This is a genomic window from Bacteroides sp. (genome assembly GCF_028690125.1).
Lineage (GTDB): Bacteria > Bacteroidota > Bacteroidia > Bacteroidales > Bacteroidaceae > Bacteroides.
In genome coordinates this window covers 39,926-61,986 of the sequence record NZ_JAQVBV010000010.1, presented here as the reverse complement: position 1 = coordinate 61,986, position 22,061 = coordinate 39,926, and the positions used below count along the sequence as shown (strand labels likewise).

Genomic DNA, 22,061 nt, shown 5'->3' with positions numbered 1-22,061 from the left:
ATTGATTATTAGTTTGGCTTTCAGCCCGAGTTATATTCGGGAATTACTTTTTATAAATCAGTTTGCTGGGAACATTTGCTCCAAACAAATCATCGCCTAACGTAGTGATTTTATTGCTTGTAGCCGCAACGTAGCGGAGATTGTCACATCCCATGAATGCTCCATACTCAATGGCTGTCACGCTGGCCGGTAACTCTAATGTACCGCAAAGACGTCCGCAATTGCTGAATACCCGCTGGCCGATTGACTTAAGATTATGTGGTAACTTGATTCTTAGCAAGTATTTTTTTTGTGAGAAAGTAAAATCAGGAATAGTAGTAACATTTGTATTTGAAATATCGATTGCTACTAAGTTAGGCATATAGTCACGCATTAGTTTGAAATCTGCATTGTCGAGCTTTCCTTCAATAGTCAGAAAGTTGATATCTTTCGGCTGTAAGCCGGCACTAATAATTTCATTCTCTAAGGTACCCATTGCTCCTACTTGTAGTGTTGTTTCTACCGGGTCTCCTTCGATAAAAGCAAATTTTTCCCATCTGTTTTTATTGCGGTATTCATCACTGCTGCCTAATGGAATAAAGATTGCGGTGATACTGTCTGCTAATGCTTCCGGTAAGAGGTTGGGCGCTGTCTTTTTTCGGATCTGACAGATTTTCAGGTTTTCACATCCTTTGAATGCTGCATCTTCTATATTTTTGGTCTTTTCGGAAAGAATCACTTTTTCAAGAGTTTGCTTTCCTTTCGTTACACCGTTTACAACATTTGAGAAAGCATAAGCCGGAATAAAGTTGGGCATATACATATAGAACTTTCCGTCCGGATATGTACCGGCTTTTCCACTATACATCTTTATTTCAACATTGGATATATCCAGTACTTTCAGACTGGCAAATTCATCTCTGAGATGCCTGAAGTCTTCTGCGTTCAATTTACCCGTTAGTGTAAGGTGTGTTACACTGTTTGCTTCCTCTTGAGTCATCATGGAAATAAGTGTGCCGGGTTTGCTGACATAATAGGTCTTACTCACTTGTGAGGCTGCTCCCAAAACATTGGTAGCCAATAAAAAGCTTATCAGTAGTTGTCTAATTTTCATAATTAAGCAGATTTGTTCAGACAAATATAGGAAAAATAGGTAAAATACGACGTTATTTTATGTTTTATATCTAATTTTGCAACCTGATAACACATTATAAAAGGATGAAAGTGGAAGAATTGATTGAAAAGAAGGAATCTCAACGTATCCCAGCATGGGTATGTATCTTGCTAATGGTAGTGGGACTTTTTATATTTTTTGGCCTGTATAGTACGATCGTAAAATGGGGATTAGCGATGACTGTTGGGGAAGGAGTGATGAAAACAGAGATGTGGAAGTATATAATAATGGAGTCTTGTATGCTTTTGGCTGTTCTTTCTTCTGTTATTATTTTGCTTTATTTTGAGCGTCGTCCTTTTTCTGATTTAGGGTTGTCTCTCAAAGGACATATGGAAGGAATATGGTATGGTGCACTGTTAGCCGTTGTGCTATATATGATTGGTTTTGGCTTGTCTTTTGCTTTTGGACTGGTAGAAGTAACTGGCTTTCAATTTGACCTACTTACATTAGTTTGGACTTTTTGCTTTTTCTTGTTGGTTGCCCTGACTGAGGAGATTATGATGCGCGGTTATATTTTGGGTAGGTTAATGTATACAAAGCTAAATAAGTTTCTTTCTCTTTTAATCTCTTCTTTGGTGTTTGCTTTTATGCACCTTTTTAATCCGAATATTGCTTTTTTACCCATGTTAAATCTGGTACTTGCCGGAATGCTTCTTGGTGCTACTTTCTTATATACTCGTAACCTTTGTTTTCCTCTGTCACTGCATCTTTTCTGGAACTGGATACAGGGTCCGGTGTTGGGTTATGAAGTGAGTGGTAATAATTTTGGTACTTCGATGCTGACTCTGCATTTGCCCGAAGAGAACGTACTAAATGGCGGAGCCTTCGGGTTTGAAGGCTCGCTCATTTGTACTGTACTTATGATTGTATTTACTATTCTGATTATTTGGTGGGGAGAGAAGCGCGAGGCTATTAGTCTTGCGGTATCCCGATCATGCTAAGCTGAATTCGTTTTCGGTCGGTATCCACGTTTATGACTTTTACCATGACGTGTTGGTGGATTGATACAATTTCTGTCGGATCAGATATATATCGTTCTGCTAATTGGGAGAGATGTACAAGTCCATTCTCTTTAATTCCTATATCGACGAATGCTCCGAAATTTGTAATGTTTCCTACGATGCCAGGCAGAATCATACCTTCACGCAAGTCTGCAATGGTACGTACATTTTTATCGAATTCGAATACTCTAATAGTCTTACGTGGGTCACGTCCCGGTTTGTCGAGTTCCTGCATAATATCTTGCAGGGTTGGCAGACCAATAGTTTGGGTGATGTAATTGGAGATATTGATTTTCTGCCGAAGTTCTTTACTGGCTAGCAATTCGCTGACAGTACATTTCAGATCTTTGGCCATTTGTTCCACAATGTAATAACTTTCCGGGTGTACTGCGGTATTGTCCAAAGGATTTTTGACTCCGGGAATCCGAAGAAATCCGGCACACTGTTCAAATGCTTTAGCACCCATTCGGGGGACTTTCATTAATTCCTTGCGGGAAGTAAAAGCTCCATTTTCAGCACGATAGTTTACGATGTTTTGTGCAAGTTGAGGTCCTAAACCAGAAATGTATATCAGAAGATGGCTGCTAGCTGTGTTCAGATTTACACCGACCAGGTTTACACAGTTTTCAACAGTCTGATCAAGAGCTTTTTTCAGTTTTGTTTGGTCTACATCATGTTGATATTGTCCTACACCAATAGACTTTGGATCGATTTTAACAAGTTCTGCCAGAGGGTCCATGAGACGACGACCGATGGAGACAGCTCCGCGTACGGTTACGTCATAGTCGGGGAACTCATCACGAGCAATTTTAGAAGCTGAGTAGATGGAAGCACCTTGTTCGCTGACTACGAATATAGGAATCTGACGGTCGAATGTTTGCTGATTGATGAAATCTTCTGTTTCGCGGCTTGCTGTTCCATTGCCAATCGAAATTGCTTCAATCTGATAGGCTTCTATCATTTTTCGAAGTTTGGAAGCTGCTTCTCCGGTCTTGCTAACGGGGGGATGCGGATAAATGTTTTCATTATGCAATAAGTTACCTTGGGCATCAAGACAAACCACTTTACATCCTGTGCGAAATCCGGGATCAATGGCGAGTACCCGCTTTTGTCCTAGTGGAGCGGCAAGTAAAAGCTGGCGTAAGTTCTCTGTAAATACGCGGATAGCTTCTTCATCTGCTTTCTCTTTGGATTGAGCGGCAAATTCTGTTTCAATAGACGACTTGAGGAGTCGTTTATAGGCATCTGTAACTGCTTCGTTCACTTGACGGCTACATTCGCTATTGCCATGTACAAATTGCCGTTCCAGGCGTTCGATACATTCTTCGTCATCCGGACTGATAGAGACTTTTAATAAACCTTCTGACTCTGCTCTGCGGATGGCTAGGAGCCGATGTGAGGTACAACGTTTCAGTGATTCGGAAAAGTCAAAATAATCCCGGTATTTGGCTGCTTCTTCCTCTTTTCCTTTCACGACTTTGGCAGTGATTTGTCCTTGGCGGTTGAATTGATTACGAATTGCATTTCGGGCTCGTTCGTCTTCATTTACTTGTTCAGCAATGATATCGCGTGCACCTTTCAGTGCGTCTTCTACATCTTTTACTTCACCTTTGACGAAAGTGACAGCTTTGGCGGTGAGGTTGTTTTCTCTTTGCAACATTATAATCATGGCAAGAGGTTCCAAGCCTTTCTGACGAGCTACTTCTGCTCGTGTTTTGCGTTTGGGCTTATAGGGCAGGTAGATATCTTCCAGTTCCGTCGGGTTCCAGGTATCGTTGATACGCTTCTTGAGTTCAGGAGTTAGTTTGTCTTGCTCGCTGATTGTACTGAGAATTGTTTCTTTTCTTTTGGCTATATCGCACAACTTGTCATGTTGTTCTTTGATATTCTCGATTTGTACTTCATCCAGTCCGCCTGTTGCTTCTTTTCGATAACGGCTGATGAAAGGAATAGTAGCACCTTCTGTTAGAAGATGGAGGGTGCTGCTAATTTGTTTTTCCGGTATTCCTAACAGTCCGGAAATCATTTTGTGAAATAATTCCATAAATATTTTTTTTGAAAATAAATAAACGACAAAAATACATATAAATCTATTATAGCCAACAAGTTTTATTATATTTGCAGGATAAAATAAAAGGTTACACATCAAAACTATGTAAGTATGTCAGCTTGGGTAAGATATATAGGATACCTGATTGTATGTATGTTTTTTCTTTTTCAGTCCGCTAACCTACGGGCTGTTTCTAAGGACAAAAATCCTATTTTGATTATCTGTTCTTACAATCCGGCGTCCTACCAGACTTCTGCAACTATTTCGGATTATATGGACGAGTACGAAAAGTTAGGGGGAAAACGTGATATTATCATTGAAAACATGAACTGTAAGAGTTTCTCGGAATCTCCTCTTTGGAGTGATATGATGACTGAAATTCTTTCAAAATACCAAGGAGAAAAGTATCCGGCACAAATTATTCTTTTAGGGCAGGAAGCATGGGCCGCATATCTTTCACAACGCGACTCCATGCAGGTGAAAGTCCCGGTGATGTGTAGCTTGACCAGTAGTAATATAGTGATACTGCCGGAAGATACAGTTTCTTCCTTAAATACGTGGTTGCCTGAGTCTGTGGATGTTTTCAGTGACCATATCCATATTCCTGAATTAAAATCGGGTTTTATTTACCAATATAATATTGAAGATAATATTCGGATGATTCGGTGTTTTTACCCGGGTACTGAGAATATAGTTTTCATTTCGGATAATACTTACGGTGGAGTGACGATGCAGGCGTTGGTGCGGAAAGAGATGAGGAAGTTTCCCGACTTGAATTTGATTCTTTTAGACGGACGACAACATACCATTTATACAATTGTCGAAGAATTACGTCAATTACCCGAAAATACGGTAATTATGGTGGGAACCTGGCGGGTAGATATGAATGAAGGGTATTTTATGCGGAATGCAACTTATGCCATGATGGAAGCGGCACCTAAGATTCCTGTCTTTACGCCTTCTTCCGTAGGACTAGGTTACTGGGCTATTGGTGGTGTACTACCGGATTATAAAAAGGTTGGAGGTGAAATGGCTGCGGCTTCTATGGAGATTGACGAGAATCCGGAGGATACTTTGCAGCATCTCACTGTCATTGGGAGTAAGGCTGTATTGGATAGCCATAAAGTGAAAGAATTGGGATTGAATCCTGATATTCTCCCTTTCAATGTGCAGATTGTTAATCAGCCTGTTACTTTCTATCAGCAGTATACTTATCAGATATGGATGGCGTGTTCTGCTTTTGTTATATTAGTATTGGGATTATGTATCTCACTTTTTTATTATTTTCGAACGAAGCGTTTGAAAGACGAGTTACTGAATTCAGAGAAAGATTTGCGCATTGCAAAGGATAGGGCTGAGGAATCCAATCGTCTTAAGAGTGCTTTCCTAGCTAATATGAGCCATGAGATACGTACACCACTGAATTCAATTGTTGGTTTCTCAGACGTCTTATCAATAGGTGACAGTACTGAGGAAGATCGACAATCTTATTATAAAATAATTAAAACCAATTCCGATCTGCTGCTTCGTCTGATTAATGATATTTTGGATCTTTCGCGTCTGGAGGCTAATCGGGTGACTTTAACCTGGGAGTATTGTGATATAGTGCAGCTATGTAAGCAGGTGGTGGCATCTGTAAGTTTCTCCCGCCAGTCATCAGATAATCAGTTCCTGTTCAATAGTAGTTATGAGACTTTTCAGATGGAAACCGATGTACAACGTATGCAACAAGTGATTATCAATCTGATGTCGAATGCGGATAAGTTTACTAAGAATGGGAAGATTACGTTGGATTTTTCTATCGATGAACAGAAAAAGATGGCGATATTTGCGGTAACAGATACTGGATCCGGTATTCCTAAAGAAAAACAAAAGCTGGTATTCGAACGCTTCGAAAAATTGAATGAGTATGCGCAAGGAACCGGACTTGGATTATCTATTTGTAAATTAATTATATATAAATGGAAAGGTGGTATATGGATCGACCCTGATTATACAGAAGGGGCACGTTTTGTATTCTCACATCCGCTTAATATAGAAAAAGAATGAAAAAAAACGTATGTATTTGTGTCTGGCTTCTTTGCTTAGTGTTGTCGGTGACAGCTCAAGAGAAGGTAGTGAAGCTGAAGATTGTGCAAACAAGTGATGTACATGGTAATTATTATCCTTACAATTTTATTACACGTGAGGAATGGCAAGGGAGTTTGGCTCGGATCTATGCTTTCGTTCAAAAAGAACGTGAGCAGTATAAAGAGAATCTGATTTTGTTGGATAATGGGGATATATTACAGGGACAGCCTACGGCTTATTATTATAATTATATAGATACAATATCTCCTCATCTATGCTCGGAAATGATGAATTTCATGAAGTATGATGCCGGAAATATGGGAAATCATGATGTGGAAACGGGGCATAGTGTGTTTGACCGTTGGATTCAAACGTGTGATTTTCCTGTGTTGGGAGCTAATATTATTGATACATCTACAGGGGAAACGCGTTTAACTCCTTATAAAGTACTGGAACGTGATGGGGTGAAAATTGTTGTACTTGGTATGATTACTCCTGCTATTCCGGTATGGCTTTCGGAAAATCTTTGGAGGGGACTCCGATTTGATGATATGGAAGAAACAGCACGTAAATGGATGAAAATCATTCGTGAAAAGGAAAATCCGGATTTGGTTATTGGTTTGTTTCACGCAGGACAGAAGGCATTTAAAATATCGGATAAATATAATGAGAATGCGTCTTTACAGGTGGCAAAGAATGTTCCCGGTTTTGATGTTGTGTTGATGGGGCATGATCATGCAGCTGAGTGTAAGAAGATAATGAATGTTGCAGGAGATTCTGTATTGATTATTGATCCTGCCAATAATGGTATCGTACTTTCTAATGTGGATATAACTTTGAAGTTGAAAGATGGTAAAATACAGCATAAAGATATTCAGGGAGCACTGACAGAAACGAAAGATTATGGAGTAAGCAAAGACTTTATGAAACATTTTGCTCTTCAGTATGAAGCGGTACAGAATTTTGTTTCTAAGAAGATTGGCACATTTACGGAAAGTATTTCAGCTCGTCCTGCTTTCTTTGGACCGTCCGCTTTTATTGATCTGATTCATAGATTACAACTTGATATAACCGGAGCTGATATCTCTTTTACCGCGCCTCTTTCGTTTGATGCGGAAATTAAGAAGGGAGAAGTGTATGTCAGTGATATGTTTAATCTATATAAGTATGAGAATATGCTTTATGTGATGACTTTATCCGGAAAAGAAATCAAGAATTATCTGGAAGATTCGTATTACTTGTGGACGAATCAGATGAAGTCTCCAAATGACCACTTGCTTTGGTTTAAAGAGAAGTCTAAAGAGGGTGCGGCGGATAGGGCTGCTTTACAGAATTTCAGCTTTAATTTCGATTCTGCATCGGGTATAATATATACAGTAGATGTGACTAAACCTAAGGGTGAGAAGATTACTATTATCAGTATGGTAGATGGTACTCCTTTTCGTATGGATAAGATTTATAAAGTGGCTTTGAATTCTTATCGTGGCAATGGAGGTGGTGAGCTGTTGACTAAAGGGGCAGGTATTCCTCAGGAGAAGTTGAAAGATCGTATTATATTCTCTACAGATAAAGATCTTCGCTTTTATTTGATGCAATATATTGAAAAGATGGGGACTCTGGACCCTCAAGCTTTAAATCAATGGAAATTTACTCCTGAAGAATGGACTATCCCGGCTGCTCGACGGGATTATGGCTTTCTCTTTGAAAAGAGGAAAGAAAAATAATATCAGTTTACTTTTTGGTGATAAAAGAATGAGCTGCCTGTTGATTTATCTTCAGGCAATTCTTTTGTTAAGAGATAGTCAAAAAGTTGGGGAAAATGTTCTTTTTGTCTGATTACGTTTGGCATTAAGTTGGGAATTGGATAACTACTGGTATATTTGTCGTTAAAAAAGAGAGTATATGGATATCCAGAGTGTTTTTAAAATAGGTGTTTCTTCAGTGCTTCATTCTAAACATATTGATCCTGCTAATATTGATGTTGTAGATAATGATATAGCAATTTTTGATACGGAGAGCATAATATCTCTGTTCGATAGTCCTAGTAAATTGGAGGTATTGAGTATAGGACTTTGTTTGCACGGACATACTAATTTTAATATAAGTCTCCGTGATTATGAATTGATTCCCGGTAGGATGGTGGTAGTATTACCGAGTCAGATTATTGAAAATCGGGAAGTAAGCAGTGACTTCAAGGGAATATTTTTTGCAATATCCAAGAACTTGCTGGAAGGATTGCCCAAAATGGGGAATATGCTTTCGCTTTTTTTCTATTTGAAAGATTATCCATGCCTCGATCTCACAGCGAATGAACAGGAACTGTTATTAGATTATTATTCTTTTATTCGTAAGCGCTTAAAGAATAAAGAGGATGCTTATCGCAAGGAGGTAGTAGTTGGCTTGATGCAGAGTTTCTTTTTCGAACTATATAATATTTTTCGTAGTCATGCTCCGGTCGTATCCTCTAATGTATCAAATAAAAGCCGTAAGGAGTATATATTTGAGCATTTCTATGAATCTTTGATTCAGTCATATCAGTCTGAACGCAGTGTGAAGTTTTATGCTGATCAGTTGTGCATGACAGCAAAACATCTTTCGGGAGTGGTAAAAGAAATTAGTGGTAAAACTGTGGGAGAGTGGATTGATGAGTTTGTGATATTGGAGGCAAAGGCTCTTTTGAATTCTACAAGTATGAATATACAGGAGATAGCAGATCGACTGAACTTTGCTAACCAATCTTTTTTCGGAAAATATTTTAAACATTATGCAGGCGTCTCTCCTAAGGAGTATCGTAAAAACAGATGATTATAAGAATCTTTATTATGGCTACATTATAATATTCCTGAGCGTACACGACTTAATGTTTCTGGAGTCATCAATAAGTAAGAAGCTATATTTGCCAAAGGAGCTCGTTTGATGATTTCAGGATGCTTTTCGAGAAGAAGGTTGTATCGTTCGCGTGCTGTTTCGAAGCGCCATGAATCTGCTTTTATCTGTGACACAATTAGGGAGTATTCTAGTATTTTCCGGTAGAACATATTGATCTCCCAGTTTTCTTTTGTCAGTCTCTGTATTTCGTCATAAGGGAATAAATAAATGACAACGGGTTCTAAAGTTTCGACCATTAGCCGGGTAGGAATTCGTTTCAGGAAGCTTTCTATACACATTAAGATACAACCCTCATATGAAAAATGTTCAGTAACATCCTTTCCATTCTTATAATAATATTGTCTGAGCATTCCCTTGCCAACAAATACAATTTCGTTGGCTGTCACTCCTTCGTTGAGTGCAATCACTCCTTTAGGGTATTCTTCACGAATTAAAATCTTTTCTATTTCCCGGCGTCCTTCCGTACTCATTTCGGGGAAGCGGGAATTTACAACGGCATTTACTGTTTCTCTTAATAATGTATCCATGTCATTTCCGTCTTGTGTGTGCAAAAATACTAAAAACGATTGACATAAATTAAGTGTGGAACAAAAAAGATGTATCTTTGTTTCTGAAATAAGAAGTTTATAGTAATGAAAAAAATGATAGGAATGGCAGTGTTGCTGCTATGTTTTTGTGGTTGTACTAAAGATAATGATGCTATTTATTATCCGGTGGGTGATGTGGAAATAGAAAGAGGAGGTCCGGCTTTGATAGTTGAAGAGGGACAAGTACCCATTATCCGTAGTTATAATAATGAGGACTATGTGCTAGATACGGTTGCACAGTATCCGAATAATCCAACATTGGGTAAATTGACTTTTATGATTGATTTGAAAAATCAGTTGGCTGATGAAGAGGTATCCGGATTTAATGGTGTTGGAAAATCGAAATTAAACATGAGTCTTGGTTATAAGAATGGTAATTATTTGGAGAAGAGTCAGGTTCCTATTTATACTTCTCCGGATGTAACAACCAGATATGCGGTTAAGCTTCGTTTGAAGGGTGAATTAACTTTATCCGGTGATGAATGGATGATAGATTATGTATATGCTCAACTAGCCAGTTTGTTTCAGCCATATCCGCCGTCTTCTTTCTTTGCGGAAGTATTCATGTGTAAGGGAGGAATGAAATTTGGCACTTTTGATTCTTTCCGTAGAACTTGTACTTTTGATATTAGTTATGATCGCTCTGATTTATCTTTTAGTCAATTATATTTCAATATGTTTGTTAATCTGGCTGGACAGAAGCGTGAGAATAGGATACGCTTAAGAATTGATAAAGAATCATTTCTTGAGATTTATGAGCAGGAGGAGACTGTTTAATATTCGATCAGAATCCATAGGCACAATGAATTCCTACTGAAAAGTGACTGTCATGTCTACTCCATGAATAGTCTATAGCCGGACCCAGGTGAAAATGTTCTAAATGAATCAAGTCGTAGGATATTTCAAAATGTGTAGAAAATTGTGCTTTTTTATTATGTTCATGTTCTTCTCCATGATCATGTTCATGATTGCGAACAAAGAATGTAATACCGGGCATTACAGCCAAATTTAACCTATCTAGTATTTCGTATTTGCCACCTATGCTCATCGTCCAATGTGAACCATGTGCATAGACTTGCTCTAAACTTGTTCCAAGTGACCATGGGCTGTGATCTCCGAGTGTACGGAAGTAATGTGCATGTATTCCAAATCCCCAATTATGATGTGAAGGTGAATAAGTTATACCAGGACTTATACCAAATTCATTTCGGGAATGATGATGTTCCTGAGCTACTATGCCGATAGATAACATCAGAGTAAATATTAATATAATCGTTCTCATTTTAGCGTATTTATTTTAAAGTAACGTTCAATGAACAGTTTAAGTTCAAATGAAGAAAAGAGTTTAATCAATTTACTATGCTCCATTCAGGCTGCTGCAATAATCTAAATACAGATATATTAAAGAGGTGCGCAGTATAATGAACAATGTTTTTTTCAAATATTGGGAAGAAAAATAAAAAGACGGACAGTCTTTTGAAAAAATATTGAGATATTTGAATTCAATCATTGGGAAGATTTATACAAAAAACAAGCAAAAAGAAAACTACTGAGGAAGATAATTACTTGATGTCAAATCTGGTGTAAATCTTTGATACATTATTGTTTTGATAACCATTTCTATTATTCAAATAGTATTGTTTAGTACAAATTATTTGCACCGAATTTGTATACCGAATATAATCTATTACTGCTTATTAGCCTCAAAAAGCGGAATTTAAAAATAAAATGGCACAAAAAAAGCAGTTATATTTATATATAACTGCCTGGTTGTTAATTAGTAGTGGGTACGAGAATCGAACTCGTATTACATGCGTGAGAGGCATGTGTCCTAACCGTTAGACGAACCCACCGATTTTAGATTTAAAAAGAGCCAAGTCTATAAAACTTAGCTCTTTTATTTTTGAGAATTTGCGGAAGCTGGGGGAGTTTCTCTACTATATATATTCCTTTTAAATATTTAGTTATTGATGTCCTATTGTTACTTAAATGTTAATACTGTTACAATACATGTTACACTTTTATATTCATATATTGTGTAATTATCTGTGTATAATATAAGTTATATAATGCCGATCTTGTGAAACTATTGTTAATTTAGAAATTGTTATTAATAATATTCTTCCATTCATCATCAATAATTATTGTTCCGGTATATTTTATTTCGTTACTAAAGAAAATCCCACTATATCTTGTTATAGAATTAATTTCCATTGGTACATTTTCGAATTGATGCGAATACATGATGTTCCCATCTTTGTCTTTGGCTGAAACGGAGAAAGACATTTCGGCGGAGTCGTTTGATGGCAAAAAAGTATAACAAGAGAAAGTGTTATTTTTTGTTCCAATAAAACTAATAGGTATATTTATCGTTTTACTTTGTATAGATTTTATTCCACCTTTCCCGTTTTTTGCATTTAAAGTAGTACTACCATTCGTTGCAACGATATATAGTGAAGTTATATTTGTAGGAATTGCATCAGTAGCTACTAATTCGAATTTAGCAACTTGTCTAACTAGAGATATTGATTGTGACGATTTAGTGTCTTGATTAACTTCAATTGATAAGTAGTGTGTAAATGTATCTCCTATCTTAGAAAATAATAAATTGTAATTATTGATATTGAAATCTAAATTATCTTGGTTGTGTCCAATGAAAAATAACTCATGGGTTCCAAATGAGAGGTCGGTAGTGATAATTCCAAATCCATTTTCAGAAGAGGTTTGATCTATTTTCTGTTCTTCTTTTCCGTTTACACAGTCAATGTAAGTTAGGTGTGAACAGGCTTTTGATAATACAGCTCTTGTTTTGTCTGAAAAAGGTTCTTGTTCGTACTCTTTGATTTTGAACATTATTTTTGCAACAGATGACTCCTCGTCTTGAGCATCATTAATTTTATTTACGCATGAATAGAGAGTGAATAATGTCATTAGGAATATAATGTATTTATATCTTTTCATCCTTTTTTATTTTGATATGATTTGGGTGATTCTGCTACTGCTGAAGGTTTTCTTATACCTTTAGCATAAGATTCTAGCTCTAATTCTTTGTAAGATAGTTGAACATCTGCTAATTGTTTTTTTAATTCGAATATCTCTTGATTTTTTTCTTTAAGTTGATTATTTAAGTCTGCTTCAATTTGTTTTTTCTCCTGATTATATTCGTTTTTTAGATTTGAACGTTCTGTTTCAATTTCAGCCATGGCTTCTTTATGTAATTTGAGTTCCAATGCGGCTAATTCTTTAATTTTAGTTTCACGTTCTCTCGAAAGTTCTTTTTGTGTTTCAACTTGTAATGCTGCTATTTTTCGTTCATATTCAATTATTGTCGATGTGTCAATGTTGAGTTGTGTTGTGTTGGGTTCTTTGTTCTTAAAAAGTAGTTTGGTGCTTCCGCTAGTAGTAATAATAAAATCGGCTAAATCAAGATTAAATTCATTACAAACAGAAAGGAGTCTTTCGATATATATATCTTCACCTTCAATCCATCTATTGATTGTAGAATAATTATTCCCACCACATATTCTTCTTAGAGATGTTTTTGTGACTACTCCTGATTCTATAAGCTCTTTAAACTTTTCTTTGTTGTACGAGTAACTCATAATTGACTATTGTTATGTGTATAATAAATGTTAATAGATATCATTTAATACACTATTATTGTATTATTTGATATACATTTGCCTTACAAATTTAAAAAATAAACGTGATATGAAGAAGGAAATGTTTGAGAATCTTATAAATGGTAGAGGGTGCGCTACTTCCTCTTTATTTTCTGCGGAAGATAAGGAATTAATATATTCCATTATGGAAAAGAATGGAATGTGTCGTAGCACAGCTTATAACCGTTTTTTTAGAGACGGGTTTAAAGAGTGGGAGCTTTTAGGTGCTACCAAAGCGATATACCAGTTTGTACACATGAAGCAGATGGATACTAGTGTACTTGATAATGTGAAAACATTCTTCCTAAGCTTGGAAAACAAGTCGGAATTTAAGTCTTTTATGAATAACCTTGGAATGGGTATTAATTCTGTCGTTTCTCATTTCACGGATTGGTCATTCAAGAAATGGGAAGAAGTCGGAGTTCGACAAATCATTGAGCGGTATTTTTATGATGAAGATGAAATCATTGATTAATGCGATGAATAGATTTCGCGGCAAGAAATTAACACTATGGATCGATTTGAAGCACATATCATAGCAGGTGGCGAGGTGGAAATCCGGTTGCTCGACAAAGGAGAATTTTTTCTTCTTGATAGTGATCGGGGAATGGAATTTTCTTCTGCTTTATTGAGAGAGATTGGCTTGCAGTATCCTTCAATGATTAAAGCAGTGGAGCAGAAAATAAAACAAGGGAACCGATCGTTATATGCTGTGATGAAAGAACAAAGACGGATATACTTGAATCGGGTAGTTTATACGATATGTTCTTGTTGTTTTGGCGAAGAGGACGAGCAGCCCGATTTTGATGGTATGCGTTTCAATATGGAATTTCCAAGGCAGTGCCGGGATGCGAAGTATTGCCCATGGAATGGTTATTCTGAGCGAAACAAAGATTCTTTCCTAGTGGTGTGCGGAGCAAAGCGAGAGTTTGGATTATCTTCTGGGGAGCGGAGGGTGCTACTAAACCTACAAAATGGAATAACGAATATAGAGATTATGGCTGATGTAATGTGTGTAACCAAGGCAAACATTTGGAAATACATGACGAATATACACAAAAAGACCGGGGTGAAGACGCTTCCGGAATTAGTAGAACTGGTACGGGAGGAACGAATATGGCGGCAGATTTGAATATATTTTATGCAGTATACGAAACGGATGAAGAGGAAGCCGTTTATTTCAAATTGATGCAAGCTGAACAAATAAGCCGGATGATGCGAGCATTACTGAGTCAGCATTTCTTTCGCTCTTATGAAATCACGAAGAAAGAAGAGATGTTTCGTAATGGATATATCACTACGGGGTTCAAGGTATTGCTTACCGATGTAAATCATAAGAAAGTGCCTATCTCTGATTTAAAACGTATGATGCAGGAGATGGTTTTTGCCATGGGACACGAACTACGCTTCATACCTTACAATAAATTGATAAACTTAAAATTCAAATAGTATGAAAAAGGTCATAGATATTGCACTGGACATTGAAACATTGAGTAAGAGAGAAACTGCGGCTATCATTAGTATCGCAGCATTACCGTTTGATAAATATGATATAAAAGAGCGTCCGGAGATGTTTCCTGATCTTCTTGTAAAAGAGGGCGGATGCAGTTCTTTGGAGCCATTCTACCAGGTAGTAAATGCTACCAGTTGTGCATTGATAGGGATGCACTTCGAGATGGACACCGTTCGTTTTTGGGCAGAGCAATCACCTGAAGCGAAAGCTGCGTTATTGGGGGATGACATTGTTTCCATCGGTACGGCTATGGAGAGTTTTGTGAAGTATATCGAATGCTTGAAAGAAAAATACGACGCTGACATACATATCTGGGCACAAGGTCTTGACTTCGATATACCTATTGTTCGTAATGCTATTCGTACTGCTATTAATCAGATCACATATCCATGGGAATATTCACATGTTCGTTGCGCGCGAACAAATATTCTTGAAACGATAGAGCAACTTTACGGATTGCTGGATGATCCTTATTCTGTCCTCCCGAAGTACGAAGGGAACGGATGTCGGCATTGTGCAATGTTTGATGCGGAACGATTAGCTTTTAATGTGAGATACCTTTCTGATTTGCTGCAAAGCAAACTTAATCCGATTAAAGCATAATATTCGATGTCCAAATACTTACGTGGAACATATTTTCGATACAATCCGTGGGTAAAAGAGTGGCGTGAATATCTTGGACCTTCTGTCTTTGATGCCAAATACAGAGCTTTATTCCAATTCCTGAGTAGTCTTCATCCGGGACAGTATTTCAAGGTGACGGATGTATGCCGAAGTAATCCTGAAAACCATGATTTGGTAGTCGGTATGTGTGATCTTTATTACCACATGGATTTTTTCATCAACTTGGAATACAATGAAGAAACTGATATGATAACTATCCTTCCTCCTTTTTTCGGAGAGAAGCATTCTACAGGGCAGGTAGATGTGTATAGTAAGATCGTGAGAGACCCGAAAGCATGGGGAGTAGACCCTTGCGATTTATAATCAATGAACCTTTTAAAGCACTCCTTCAATGGGAAATATTTCTGAAAACATCATAGAACGCATTGATAACGCAGACTTACGTAAGATTATGGAATATCACGGCTTCCGCATGGCTGAAAAGCAAACGGAAGTTGATTCATATTCGTATTGGTGCCCGTTCCACAAAAGTAAGTATCCGGATTTTAGAATTAGCAAAGGGAAACGTCGTGGCGGTTTGTACAATGCCACCCAGTTCGGATGTTTTGAGAAGGGTTGCATAGGATATGGCGCTATCGCTTTAGAAGCTCGTTTAAGTGGGCTTTCCGAAATAGGCGAAGACTTATTGATGGTGATTCGCAAAGTGGCTGAGATATGCACCATAGATATTCACGAACTGGATTCATCACATTTGAATGGGTATGTGGAAGAGTGCGAAGCACAACCGGAATATTCTGTTGACGTGATGGAAGGATTCACCATTGAGGGGCTAAAGGCGTTAGGATGCAAGTCGCTACGCGTGTATGATGTTGTAGGAAAAGAGAGACGTGCCGTTCGCAAAGATGGTAATCCGGTCTATCGCTATTCTTTCGGCCCTAAGTTCGGTAATAAGGAGGCACAAGAAACAAACTTCGATACTACCCGCCTGCAAAAAGAATTCAATCTTTACCAGGTAAAGTCTTACATTACTGAATCTCATTATGAAGGTGGACATCAGGTAAGCATAAAGCGCACTGCACATGCGCTGTTTCCTATTTTTGTGTTCCGCTATTGGGCGAACAATGATAAAGGCGAGATGTGCGAATGGGGGCAAATTTACCAGCCAGAATGGCGCAGAACTTCGGATACAGAAGAAGATCAGACATTCATCACTTACTATACCGGTGGATTGACTCATTATAGTGTGAATACCAATCTTTTGGGTGATACCGTTTCGATGCGTGTACTCGATGGTGAGTTTGTTAAACCGGTAGTAGAAGAGATAGGTACCGGCGAAAAGTTGGTAACAACACGTATAATTACGAATGAAACAGATGGTGAGAAGAAAGAAATTAAGGTCGATTTGGAAGACAAAGACATTCGTGTCGCCAACGTACTGCTTTGTAAAGATGGAATTGAAGCAATCAATGCTTATTTCCATTTGAATAGCATCTCACAGACTCACGCAGGAAACCGTATTTACGATAATGTATTTTTTCATACTGTGTGGATGGCTTCCGACAAAAAAGATTTCACGTCCTACATGTTCAATATGATGGGAAAGTTGGCTACCAACAAGTTTCTGATGTTCGACATTGACAATGCCGGTAAGAAGCAATCCTTCCGTATCAGCAAACGATTTACGAAATTCCGCGCCGCTTTCCTGCCTGAGAAACTGAAAGAATTTCCCAAAGAATACCGTGGCGGTCGCTATCACTGTTGCAAGAGCATTCGCTCGTTTTTCATTAAGTATCTGATGAACGAAGAAGAACGATACGGATACGAAAACGATATCAACCTGTTATTCCAGTCTTACATTACGGCCGCACTCCCTATCGAGCCGTTGGTGTATTGTGAAAAGATAGATAAGAAAAGCGGTAATATGGTCGAATACTACTACCGTCTGGATAGTGCTTGCCTGTGGCAATTCATGGCCACCGAAGGTTATTGCCGCGAAGTGGACCACGAATCAACCGATAACATCGGCCGCTTTGTACACATTGATGGCTGCTTCGTGAAAGAACTGGACGCAAAATCGTTGCTTGCCGCCACCGGAAGCGCATTGAATACTTTTGCGCAGCGCATGGCTCGTCCTGGTACCGAAGACTTCCGAAAAATGAGTAACTCCATCATCAACTCAAAGGAGATTGCCGAAAAGTCGGCCGTGAACCTGCCGGAGATGGATGTAGACTATCGTAGTGGATATGGCCCGACGATAGACCATTTCTTCTACCGTAACGGTGTGCTGGAGATTACTCCGGATGATATTCGGTTCAAGTCCTATTCAGAGATTGATTTCTGTGTGGACCGTGCCGAAATTCTCCCGTTCGACTTTCAGATGCCGTGTGCCCGTGGTGAAGCTCCGTTTGCAATCAGCGAAAACCCCGAATACGCTGCCCGCTTGAAAGCGTTGGCAGACCATCGCAAAGATACAGCGAACTATACCCAAGAGATGCTGAAACGGGAAGAATCCGATATTGAAATATGGGCACAACGCAATCGTTGGCTATTCGATTTCCGGGGGAAAGGGATGAAAGACTGGTGGCAACCGCTCCAGGTGCTCCGCTGCTTTGCCAACGAAGAGTATGAAAAGGAAGAGGATCTTATGCGTTCCGGCAAAGTCTTTGAGGAAGAGCAGGAAAAGAACCTGCTTGGGCACTTGGCAAACATCATCTATTCGTTAGGCCGTCCCATTTTCCGTTATCGTGGTGGTGGAACGAACTACATGCCCTACGTCACCGAGAATGGCGTGAGCAAAGAAGGACGAAGCGAAGGCGGTAGCGGAAAGTCTGTATTCGTGAACGTATTCATGGGCTGTGCCGGAAAGATATGTAAGATCAATAGCCGAAACCTAAAGCCGACCGATGATATTTCGCTGAAGCTGGCCAACTATATACACCACTGCCACCGTGTCATCCATTGGGAAGACTGGGGGCAAGGAATGCCGCTCGACCCCATCTACAACTACGTCACCAGTGGTTTTGAATATCGCGACTTCCACAAAAAACCGAAACTGATTTCACTGAAGGACAGTCCCGGACACGTGGCAACCAGCAATTTTCAGCAGACGTATGAAGATCCGTCTTCCAGTGGACGAACGGTGCCGACCGGATTTAGCCACCGATTCAACCGAGGCGATACTCGTAGAAATAAACCGGCTCAAAAGATTAGCTCCGTCATGCCCGGACTCCGGGACGATCCGGAAGACATGGACATAGAACTCCGTTCGCAGATTGCTTACATCGATGCAATGGCTGTTCAGTTCTGTATGCGTGCCGTAGAGCGTGTGCTACCCCCTATGGAAGAGTTGAACAACCGCAGCCGGGTGGCTGCCATGGGTGCCCGCTTTATGGAATGGGCGGAACAATTCTTTGCTCACAACCATGTGTTCAACTGCCCGATAGACTTCAACACCATCTTCAGTGATTACATCGAACTCTGCGAAAGTTCAGAGGATAAGAAGACCAAGTTTGCCCCGGCAGCTTTTCGTGGAAAGATTGAGGAGTATTGTGCCGACATGGGCTATGAGTGCCTGCCTGACGTATGTTATAGCAGCGATACCGACCGCAAAAAACGCTATATGCGTGTGAAAGCATGGTGCAAAGAGGTGTATTTCGATGACGAAAGAGTATGGGGAAAAGACAAGAAGAAAGAAATCCGGGTGCTGAAACAGAGTAACCAATGCGTTTTTTTCTGCAAAAAGGGTGAAGTCCCTGCCGACAATTCCGCAGTGAAAACCCTCTGCAAAGAGTATTACGGTCGCCCTGATCCCGATATGTATCTCGATCCGGATGGCAATCCGGTTGTCTTGACCGATGAAGAACGCGAACAGTGGGATACCTACATGAAGCGTAAGCAGGGCGTTTACGGTTCAGCAAGCAGCATTTCTGTTCCGAATGTGTCGGCATCGGCACCCGTCCCCGGACAGGTAAGTCCGGAGCAGCCGTTGCCATTTTAAAGAAAAGATATTTCTAAGATAATAAACATAGTATCAACCCCTAAAACAATTCAAAATTATGGGAAATTACAAAGGTAGCATCAACTTGATGCAGTTAATGGGAGCAAAAGTAGTGTCAATGGAAGTAAACGGTAAGCCGATGAACTGCGTATGTATTCCGGTTGGATGGAATGATATTGCCGTGACAGCGGATAAGACCACCAACGAACCCAATGGCGCATTCTTAAACCTTCGTGGATGGGAAACGGGTGCTAATTTTCGCAAGGCTTGTGAGGAACGCAATACGGACAAAGAAGGGTACGTAGCACCAAGTCACCAGATTTCAGTAAGTTACACCGAGTCGTTTCAAGAGGCTGCCCAAAAGTCCGCTGAAGCCCGCCTCCGTAACAATGCCGAGTTTATGAAGAATAATCCTACCGATGACGACATTAAGAAACAGGCGAAGTATGACGTAAGCAATAAGAGCCGCGTGGGTACTCTTACGCCGCTTGAACGCCAGCAACCCACCGCTTATGCCGGTCAATCTCCGGCCGCACAAGTTGCAGGTCAGTGGACACCCCCTACTGTCGATGCAGAAGGACATGTTATTCCTGGTGATGATCTTCCTTTCTAACATTCGGCTACGAGCATGAAAGTAAAAACAGAGCAATTAGCAGGCGGGCGCATCATTCTTCATGTAAAGGAGAATGATGGCTCGCCCATCGCTTCGCGAGAAATGAACCCGCAGGAAGTGATGGGAATGTTTGTACACTGGTATCAGTCTATTGTGAAAGAGAGTAAGCAAGAATCATTGGTGATTGAGATTGGAGAAGATAAGGAGATGATTGTGTTCACTAAACAGAAGCAAAAGGCAGAACCGCAAACCATCAAAGAGAAAGAGTAAAGAATCAGCCTTGGGCGGCTTTGTAAAACCCTAATATTATAATGAAAACATTAGATGAAAAATCGGTTGAATACTCAGCCGGACTAAGCAATCAGAGTGGTAATTATACCAAAGGAGAGATTGAAACGGCTTATGTTATAGGAGCAGCTCAAAACATGGAGTTAATCTTCGGTGAAGAAGGAACGTTTGGTCAAGCATTGGTTGCTCTCCAACGTGGCTTTAATATTGCTCGTAAGGAATGGGGCGGTAAATGCTTTATTGTAAAGCAGATTAATTCTGATATCGCATCGGATATTGTGCCTAAAATGCAATCCTTACCGGATGCAGCAAAGAAAGAAATCGGCAAGTGTGCAGATGGTTCGATTCATTATCGAGATCAATGTTTAGTTGTGTATCCGGATTCGGAATGTGGGTGTATGGCTACAAACTATGTGCCTGATTGGCAGGATATGTTTTCCAATGACTGGATAATAGTTGGATAATCACGTTGCCATACGATAGTTGAATGTCTACCGTATGGCTCAATGTAAAATTAAAGAACAATGAATAAACCAAAGTATCAAGAAGGACAAGTCGTAAAGATCAAGTCTTTTGAAGAATTGAAAGCAAATGAATATCATTTGCTTTATTCCGATGAACGCCTGAAAGAAGTGGCAGATGCGGAAGTCGCTATTTATAAAGTAATTAATGACTTGAGAACTATTACATGGTATCAAGTAGGCCAATTGGGACGAAACATTATTGATATTCCGGAAGCATATATCAAAGGGGATGTTTTGGAATTTAAGGCAGAAGTTCCGGCAGACGAAAGAAAAGCTCTCGAACAAAGTTTCTTCGGGTTCAGTAATCAGCTCAGGGCTACCGTACAGAATGGAGAGTACTCTTGTGATGATTTAGAGTGTCTATTAAGAGAGTGCCTAGACCATGTGATAGCAAGAAGGGAAAAACAAAAGATTGAAACAGATCGTCTTATTGTTCGCTCTTTGTTTATTAATAGTGAGATAAAATTAGGGAAGATAGATTTGTCTAATATCAAGACTAGCAAGTTGATTTCTGATTTTAATAGGGTAAAGGAATGGCTGGAAACTCATTATGAATTAAAGGATATTCAGTATTTTGTCGGTCATTACAGGATACTGGATAAGAACACTATTATAAAAGGTTTTGAAGAACTTTTGCATGACATCAAGGTGCAAATAAATAATGGACATTCTAATCCTCTTTTTGATAGTCTAGTTGCTTTGTGGGCAAGGGCTGTAGTCTTTATCGTTATTGCCGAAAATCCTAAAGAATTAGATCGTGAGATACTAACCAAAACTTTCTATTCCGCCACAACTCGGATGGCGGAACTCTTTCAACGAAAGAACCAAGACTACGGCGATTCCTTTTTCAAACTCTTGGATGAAGACGGATTATTGGTGGTTTATATGCGTATCAGCGAAATGATAAATAGATATTGCGTATTACTAGATAATGAAGGTAGAGCCGAAGTTAAAAGTGAAAGCATAGTGGATACCCTGATAGACATGGCAAACTATTGTGTGATGACTATTATGTGGATAGAAGATCAACTAAAGAAGGAATCCGTATAGCCATAACAGGAATAAATAATCATTCAGTAATAACAAACCC

The 22,061-nt window shown here is 39.2% G+C and carries 21 protein-coding genes and 1 tRNA gene; 15 read left to right on the top strand and 7 right to left on the bottom strand.

Features of this window, described 5'->3' with window-relative positions; translation table 11 throughout:
* Positions 1-43 precede the first annotated feature (43 nt).
* Positions 44-1,093 (bottom strand): leucine-rich repeat domain-containing protein, encoded by a 1,050-nt coding sequence (locus PHO71_RS08810; protein WP_300201860.1) that lies wholly within the window; start codon positions 1,091-1,093, stop codon positions 44-46.
* A gap of 104 nt (positions 1,094-1,197) precedes the next feature.
* Here PHO71_RS08810 and PHO71_RS08805 point away from each other — a divergent pair, with 104 nt between their 5' ends.
* The gene (locus PHO71_RS08805) at positions 1,198-2,094 is read left to right on the top strand and encodes a CPBP family intramembrane glutamic endopeptidase (protein ID WP_300201857.1); all 897 of its coding nucleotides are present in this window, start codon (positions 1,198-1,200) and stop codon (positions 2,092-2,094) included.
* Here the strand turns inward: PHO71_RS08805 and PHO71_RS08800 are convergent.
* Positions 2,066-4,198: a Tex family protein gene (locus PHO71_RS08800; RefSeq protein WP_300201854.1), complete on the bottom strand. Its 2,133-nt coding sequence runs from the start codon at positions 4,196-4,198 to the stop codon at positions 2,066-2,068. The genes PHO71_RS08805 and PHO71_RS08800 overlap by 29 nt on opposite strands.
* A gap of 159 nt (positions 4,199-4,357) precedes the next feature.
* Between PHO71_RS08800 and PHO71_RS08795 the strand changes: the two genes are divergently transcribed.
* The 3 genes from PHO71_RS08795 to PHO71_RS08785 all read left to right on the top strand — a co-directional run bounded on the left by PHO71_RS08795 (position 4,358) and on the right by PHO71_RS08785 (position 9,079).
* A complete protein-coding gene (locus tag PHO71_RS08795) occupies positions 4,358-6,253 on the top strand; it encodes a HAMP domain-containing sensor histidine kinase (RefSeq protein WP_300202030.1) in 1,896 nt (631 codons plus the stop codon).
* Positions 6,250-7,998 carry a bifunctional UDP-sugar hydrolase/5'-nucleotidase gene (locus PHO71_RS08790; protein WP_300201851.1) on the top strand — a complete coding sequence of 583 codons (1,749 nt, stop codon included), beginning with the start codon at positions 6,250-6,252 and terminating at the stop codon, positions 7,996-7,998. The genes PHO71_RS08795 and PHO71_RS08790 overlap by 4 nt, the downstream gene beginning before the upstream one ends.
* A gap of 178 nt (positions 7,999-8,176) precedes the next feature.
* Entirely contained in the window at positions 8,177-9,079 is a 903-nt protein-coding gene (locus PHO71_RS08785; RefSeq protein WP_300201848.1) for an AraC family transcriptional regulator, read from the top strand.
* A gap of 26 nt (positions 9,080-9,105) precedes the next feature.
* Here PHO71_RS08785 and PHO71_RS08780 read toward each other — a convergent pair whose 3' ends face one another.
* Positions 9,106-9,690: a Crp/Fnr family transcriptional regulator gene (locus PHO71_RS08780; protein ID WP_300201845.1), complete on the bottom strand. Its 585-nt coding sequence runs from the start codon at positions 9,688-9,690 to the stop codon at positions 9,106-9,108.
* 99 nt (positions 9,691-9,789) lie between these two features.
* Between PHO71_RS08780 and PHO71_RS08775 the strand changes: the two genes are divergently transcribed.
* Entirely contained in the window at positions 9,790-10,527 is a 738-nt protein-coding gene (locus PHO71_RS08775; protein WP_300202027.1) for a DUF3845 domain-containing protein, read from the top strand.
* A gap of 7 nt (positions 10,528-10,534) precedes the next feature.
* On the opposite strand, the gene PHO71_RS08770 is transcribed toward PHO71_RS08775, so the two are convergent.
* From PHO71_RS08770 to PHO71_RS08755, 4 genes are all read right to left on the bottom strand, one after another.
* A complete protein-coding gene (locus PHO71_RS08770; protein ID WP_300201842.1) occupies positions 10,535-11,032 on the bottom strand; it encodes a hypothetical protein in 498 nt (165 codons plus the stop codon).
* Between the two features lie 499 nt (positions 11,033-11,531).
* Positions 11,532-11,603, bottom strand: a tRNA-Glu gene (locus PHO71_RS08765).
* Positions 11,604-11,847: 244 nt separating this feature from the next.
* Positions 11,848-12,711 carry a hypothetical protein gene (locus tag PHO71_RS08760; RefSeq protein ID WP_300201840.1) on the bottom strand — a complete coding sequence of 288 codons (864 nt, stop codon included), beginning with the start codon at positions 12,709-12,711 and terminating at the stop codon, positions 11,848-11,850.
* Positions 12,708-13,352, bottom strand: a complete 645-nt coding sequence (locus PHO71_RS08755) for a hypothetical protein (protein ID WP_300201837.1) — start codon at positions 13,350-13,352, stop codon at positions 12,708-12,710. Before PHO71_RS08755 ends, PHO71_RS08760 begins: the two co-directional genes overlap by 4 nt.
* A gap of 109 nt (positions 13,353-13,461) precedes the next feature.
* On the opposite strand from PHO71_RS08755, the gene PHO71_RS08750 reads away from it, so the two are divergent.
* Genes PHO71_RS08750 through PHO71_RS08705 form a run of 10 tightly spaced genes read left to right on the top strand, consistent with a single transcriptional unit; the run spans position 13,462 to position 22,021 of the window.
* A complete protein-coding gene (locus PHO71_RS08750; protein WP_300201835.1) occupies positions 13,462-13,887 on the top strand; it encodes a hypothetical protein in 426 nt (141 codons plus the stop codon).
* A gap of 36 nt (positions 13,888-13,923) precedes the next feature.
* The gene (locus PHO71_RS08745) at positions 13,924-14,544 is read left to right on the top strand and encodes a hypothetical protein (RefSeq protein ID WP_300201833.1); all 621 of its coding nucleotides are present in this window, start codon (positions 13,924-13,926) and stop codon (positions 14,542-14,544) included.
* Positions 14,529-14,861: a hypothetical protein gene (locus PHO71_RS08740; protein ID WP_300201830.1), complete on the top strand. Its 333-nt coding sequence runs from the start codon at positions 14,529-14,531 to the stop codon at positions 14,859-14,861. The genes PHO71_RS08745 and PHO71_RS08740 overlap by 16 nt, the downstream gene beginning before the upstream one ends.
* A gap of 1 nt (position 14,862) precedes the next feature.
* Positions 14,863-15,528 carry a 3'-5' exonuclease gene (locus PHO71_RS08735; protein WP_300201827.1) on the top strand — a complete coding sequence of 222 codons (666 nt, stop codon included), beginning with the start codon at positions 14,863-14,865 and terminating at the stop codon, positions 15,526-15,528.
* Positions 15,529-15,534: 6 nt separating this feature from the next.
* Positions 15,535-15,912 carry a hypothetical protein gene (locus PHO71_RS08730; protein ID WP_300201824.1) on the top strand — a complete coding sequence of 126 codons (378 nt, stop codon included), beginning with the start codon at positions 15,535-15,537 and terminating at the stop codon, positions 15,910-15,912.
* 28 nt (positions 15,913-15,940) lie between these two features.
* Positions 15,941-19,546 carry a hypothetical protein gene (locus PHO71_RS08725; protein WP_300201821.1) on the top strand — a complete coding sequence of 1,202 codons (3,606 nt, stop codon included), beginning with the start codon at positions 15,941-15,943 and terminating at the stop codon, positions 19,544-19,546.
* Positions 19,547-19,604: 58 nt separating this feature from the next.
* Positions 19,605-20,159, top strand: a complete 555-nt coding sequence (locus PHO71_RS08720) for a hypothetical protein (protein ID WP_300201819.1) — start codon at positions 19,605-19,607, stop codon at positions 20,157-20,159.
* A gap of 15 nt (positions 20,160-20,174) precedes the next feature.
* The gene (locus PHO71_RS08715) at positions 20,175-20,429 is read left to right on the top strand and encodes a hypothetical protein (RefSeq protein WP_300201816.1); all 255 of its coding nucleotides are present in this window, start codon (positions 20,175-20,177) and stop codon (positions 20,427-20,429) included.
* Positions 20,430-20,470: 41 nt separating this feature from the next.
* The gene (locus PHO71_RS08710) at positions 20,471-20,911 is read left to right on the top strand and encodes an MW1434 family type I TA system toxin (RefSeq protein ID WP_300201813.1); all 441 of its coding nucleotides are present in this window, start codon (positions 20,471-20,473) and stop codon (positions 20,909-20,911) included.
* A gap of 60 nt (positions 20,912-20,971) precedes the next feature.
* The gene (locus PHO71_RS08705; RefSeq protein ID WP_300201810.1) at positions 20,972-22,021 is read left to right on the top strand and encodes a nucleotide modification associated domain-containing protein; all 1,050 of its coding nucleotides are present in this window, start codon (positions 20,972-20,974) and stop codon (positions 22,019-22,021) included.
* Positions 22,022-22,061 lie beyond the last annotated feature (40 nt).